The organism is Amycolatopsis sp. NPDC058278 (assembly GCF_042881395.1).
Taxonomy (GTDB): Bacteria; Actinomycetota; Actinomycetes; order Mycobacteriales; family Pseudonocardiaceae; genus Amycolatopsis.
Genome location: NZ_JBHVXZ010000245.1, coordinates 1 through 4,977, shown reverse-complemented (window position 1 = coordinate 4,977; position 4,977 = coordinate 1). Strand labels below are relative to the sequence as shown.

The 4,977-nt window shown below is 73.2% G+C and carries 1 protein-coding gene; it reads right to left on the bottom strand.

What is annotated here, in order from left to right; translation table 11 throughout:
• Positions 1 to 4,977 (bottom strand): type I polyketide synthase (locus tag ACFVYA_RS49455; RefSeq protein WP_387055553.1); only part of this gene is annotated, 4,977 nt, incomplete at both ends.

Here is a 4,977-nt window from a genome sequence, read left to right as displayed (position 1 = left end):
GAGTAGTTCGTCGCGGAGCACGTGCATGTGCGGGGTGTGGGAGGCGTAGTCGACGGGGATTCTGCGGGCGCGGATGTCGTGTGTTTCGCAGTGGGCGAGCAGCTGGTCGAGGGCGTGGGTGTCGCCGGCGACGACGGTGGCGGTGGGTCCGTTGTGGGCGGCCAGGTGGATTTCCTGGTCCCAGGTGGACAGGAGGGCACGCGTGTCTTCGGCGGAAAGGGAAAGGGAGACCATGCCGCCGGGCCGGGCGTGGGTGCGGATGGCTTGGCTGCGGAGTGCGACGACTTTGGCGCCGTCTCGAATGGTGAGTGCGCCGGTGGCGGTGGCGGCGGCGATTTCGCCCTGTGAATGTCCGATGACGGCGGTGGGGTGGACGCCGATGGAGCGCCAGAGTTCGGCGAGGGAGACCATGACGGCCCAGAGGGCGGGTTGGACGATGTCGACGCGGTCGAGGGCGGTTTGGTTGCGGAGGGTGTCGAGGAGTGACCAGTCGCAGTATTCGGTAAGGGCGTCGGCGCATTCCTGCATGCGGGCGGCGAAGACGGGGGAGGTGTCGAGGAGGTCGACGGCCATTCCGGCCCATTGCGAACCCTGGCCCGGGAACACGAACACCGGCTTGGCCGCTCCGGCCGTTCCGGTGACGACGTGTGCGGCGGGCACATCTGCGGCCAGGCCGGCGAGGCCACTCCGGAACTGCTCGGTGTCAGCAGCCACGACCGCAGCGCGGTACTGGAGGGCCGGCCTCGTCGTGGCGAGCGAGAAGCCGACGTCCACCGGGTCGAGGTCCACTATGGACAGCAACCGCTCGGCCTGCGCCCGCAGCGCCGCCGGTGATTGCGCCGAGAGGACCCACGGCACGACCCGGCGTCGCGGATCCCGGTCGGGTGCGGGCTCGGTGGCCGGTGGCTCCTCGATGATCAGGTGCGCGTTCGTGCCGCTGATGCCGAACGACGACACCGCGGCCCGCCGCGGCCGGTCGACGTCGGGCCACTCCCGGGCCTCGGTGAGCAGCGAGACGGCACCGGAGTTCCAGTCCACGTGCGGGGAGGGCTCGTCGACGTGCAGGGTCCTCGGCAGCTGCCGGTGGTTCAGCGCCCCGGTCATCTTGATCAGTGCGGCGACCCCGGCCGCCGCCTGGGTGTGCCCGATGTTGGACTTGATCGAGCCGAGCCACAGCGGCTCGGACCGGTCCTGCCCGTAGGTGGCCAGCAAGGCCTGCGCTTCGATCGGGTCGCCGAGCGTCGTCCCGGTGCCGTGCGCCTCCACCGCGTCGATGTCCGATGTGGACAGGCCCGCGTTGGCGAGGGCCTGCCGGATCACCCGTTCCTGGGAGGGGCCGTTCGGCGCGGTGAGGCCGTTGGACGCGCCGTCGGAGTTCACCGCGGAACCGCGGATGACGGCCAGCACCGGGTGCCCGTTCCGCTCGGCGTCGGAGAGCCGTTCGAGGACGAGCATTCCGGCACCTTCACCCCACCCGGTGCCGTCGGCGCCGGCGGCGAACGACTTGCACCGGCCGTCGGGGGCCAGCCCCCGCTGGCGGCTGAACTCGATGAACGTCGTCGGCGTCGCCATCACGGCCACTCCGCCGGCGAGCGCGAGATCGCATTCACCGGTGCGCAGCGACTGCGCGGCCAGATGGGTCGCCACCAGGGAAGACGAGCACGCCGTATCGACCGTGACGGCCGGGCCCTCCAGCCCGAGCGTGTACGACACCCGGCCGGACACGACGCTCGCCTGGTTCCCGGCGAGGAGGAACCCTTCGAAGCCCTCCGGCGCCGGGGAGAGGCGCGAACCGTAGTCGTTGTACATCACGCCGGCGAACACGCCGGTCTTGCTGCCGCGCAAGGAAACCGGATCGATGCCCGCCCGTTCGACGGCCTCCCAGGACGTCTCCAGGAGCAGCCGCTGCTGGGGGTCGGTGGCGAGCGCCTCGCGCGGGCTGATGCCGAAGAACGCCGGGTCGAACAGGCCGGCCTCGTACAGGAACCCGCCGTACCGGGTGCTCGACCGGCCCGTCCGGTCCGGATCCGGGTCGTGCAGGTCCGCGGGCCAGCCGCGATCGGCCGGGAACTCGCCGATGGCGTCGATGCCGTCCGCGACGAGCTGCCACAGCTCCTCCGGCGTGCGGACGCCACCGGGGAACCGGCAAGCCATGCCGACGATCGCGATGGGGTCGCCTGCCACGGCGGCGGTGCTCGCCGCGGCAGGTCGCACGGCGCGGGTACCGAGAAGCTCGTCGCGCAGGAAGTCAGCCATCGCGGCGACCGTGGGCCGGTCGAAGACGACGGTGGCGGGCAGCCGGAGCCCGGTCGCGGTGGCCAGCCGGTTGCGCAACTCGACCGCGGTGAGCGAGTCGAACCCGAGATCCTTGAACGCCCGGTGCGCGTCGATGGTCTCCGCGGTGGCGTGACCGAGCACGGTCGCCACCCGCGACCGCACGAGGTCGAGCATCGCCTGGTCCTGCTCGGCGGGCGGCAGCGCGGCGAGCCGTTCGGTCCAGGACGTACTGCCGCCGGACGCGGCCGTGCGGCGTGCCGGTGCGCGGACCAGCGCGCGGAACAGCGCGGGCACGCCGGAGGATGCCTGTGCGCGGACCGCGGCGAGGTCGAGCCGGGCGGGCAGGAGGTGCGCGGCGTCGAGGCCGAGTGCCGCGTCGAACAGCGCGAGCCCTCGCCCGGCCGGGAACGAACCGATGCCCGCGCGGCTCATCCGGGCCACGTCGGTCTCGTCGAGGTGCCCGGTCATGCCGGTGGCGTCCGCCCAGAGCCCCCAGCCCAGCGACAGCGCCGGCAGGCCGCGGGCGCGGCGATGGTGAGCCAGCGCGTCGAGGAAGGCGTTGGCGGCCGAATAGTTGGCCTGCCCGGCGCCGCCGACGGTGGCCACCACGGACGAGAACAGCACGAACGCGGTCAACGGCAGGTGTGCGGTGAGCTCGTGGAGGTGCCACGCCGCGTCGGCCTTGGGCGCCAGCACGCGCTCGAGCTGCCCGGCGGTGAGGGTCTCGACGGTGGCGTCGTCGAGGACACCGGCGGTGTGCACGACGGCGGTGAGCGGGTGCTCGGCCGGGATGGCGCCGAGCAGCCGGGCCAGCGCTTCGCGGCCGGCGACGTCGCAGGCGGCAACGCTGACCCGAGCGCCGAGCGCGGTGAGTTCCGCGGTCAGCTCGGTGGCGCCTTCGGCGTCGAGCCCGCGGCGGCTGGTGAGCAGGAGGTGGCGCGCGCCGTGCGTGGTGACCAGGTGCCGCGCGATGAGCGCGCCCAGCGTCCCGGTGCCGCCGGTGATCAGCACGGTACCGTGCGGGTCGAGCCGGGTGCCGGTCGTGGCCGTGGTGGCCCCGGCGCGGGCGAGGCGCGGGACGGACACCTTGCCGTCGCGGAGCTTCAGCTGCGGCTCGCCGGTGGCGAGCGCGGCCGGGACCAGCGCGGCGGACGCCGGGTCCGCGTCGAGCAGCACGAACCGGTCCGGGTGCTCCGACTGCGCGCTGCGCACCAGGCCGCCGACGGCGGCGGACACGATGTCGTCGCCGATCCCGAAGACCAGGTGCGAGCCGGTGAACCGGGGTTCCGCGAGCCAGCACCGGATCAGGTCGAGCGCCTGCCGGGTCGCGGTGTGCGCGGCCGCGGGCAGCTCGCCGGCCGGGGACACCCGGACGACGACCCGGTCCGGAACCTCCTCGGGTACCTCGTCGAGGCCGGCGAATTCGCGGGGATCGCTGTCCGCGGCGCCGGGTGCGATCTCCGTCCACTCGAGACGGAAAAGGTCATCGGAGCGTCCGGTGTGCGGCTCGAGGGTGGCCGGGCGGAAGGTCAACGACTCGACCACGGCCACGGTGAGCCCGGCGGCGTCGGCCAAGGTCAGGGCCGCGTCGTCGGGTCCGTTGGCCGAAAGCCGGACTCGCAGCGAAGACGCGCCCACGGCGTGCAGCGACACGCCGGACCACGAGAACGGCAGCAGCGCCGTGGTACCGCCGATGCCTTCGATCGCGCCGAGCACCAGGGGGTGCAGGGCGGAGTCCAGGAGTGCCGGGTGCAAGCCGAATCCGGCGGTGCCGGTCTCTTCGGGCAGCGCGATCTCGGCGTAGACGTCGGCACCGAGGCGCCACGCCGAACGCAGTCCCCGGAAAGCCGGGCCGTACTCGTACCCCAGCGTGGCCAGCCGGTCGTAGCAGTCCGTGAGCTCCAGCGCAGTGGCGCCCGCGGGTGGCCACACCGTGAGGCCGGCGTCGGGAGGCGCGACGGCCTGCTCGAGCACGCCGGTGGCGTGGCAGGTCCACGGGTGCTCGGTGAGGGCGCTCTCGTCGCCGGCCGGTCGCGAATGGACGGTGAGCGAGCGGCGGCCGGTCTCGTCCGGGTCACCGACGGCGACCTGCAGCTGCACGCCGCCGTCGGGCAGCGCCAGCGGAGCCTGCACGGTGAGCTCGGCGACCCGGCCGCAACCGGCCAGATCACCGGCGTGGCAGGCCAGGTCGACGAAGGCGGCACCGGGGACGAGCACGGTCCCGCCGACCGCGTGGTCGGCGAGCCACGGCTGTGCGCGAAGTGACAGCCGTCCGGTGAGGACGAGACCGTCGCCGGTGGCGAGGGCGACGGCCGCACCGAGCAGGGGGTGGTCGCTGGGGGCGAGCCCGAGGTCGGTTCCGGCCGTGCCCGCCGGGGCGTCCAGCCAGTACCGCTGCCGCTCGAAGGGGTAGGTGGGCAGCTCGACCGGCCGCGACCGCGGCCAGCCCACGGCCGCGTCCCAGTCGATTTCCTGTCCGTGGGTGTGGGCGGTGGCGGCGGAGGTGAGGAAGCGGGTGAGGGTTCCTTCGTCGCGTCGGAGAGTCCCGATCGCGGTTCCCGTATCGATGGTGGTGGTGAGGACCGGGTGGGGGCTGGTTTCGATGAAGAGGGTGTGGCCGTGCTCGACGAGTTTGCCGATGGTTTGGGCGAAGTGGACGGTGGTGCTGAGGTTGTCGTACCAGTACTGGGCGTCGAGTGT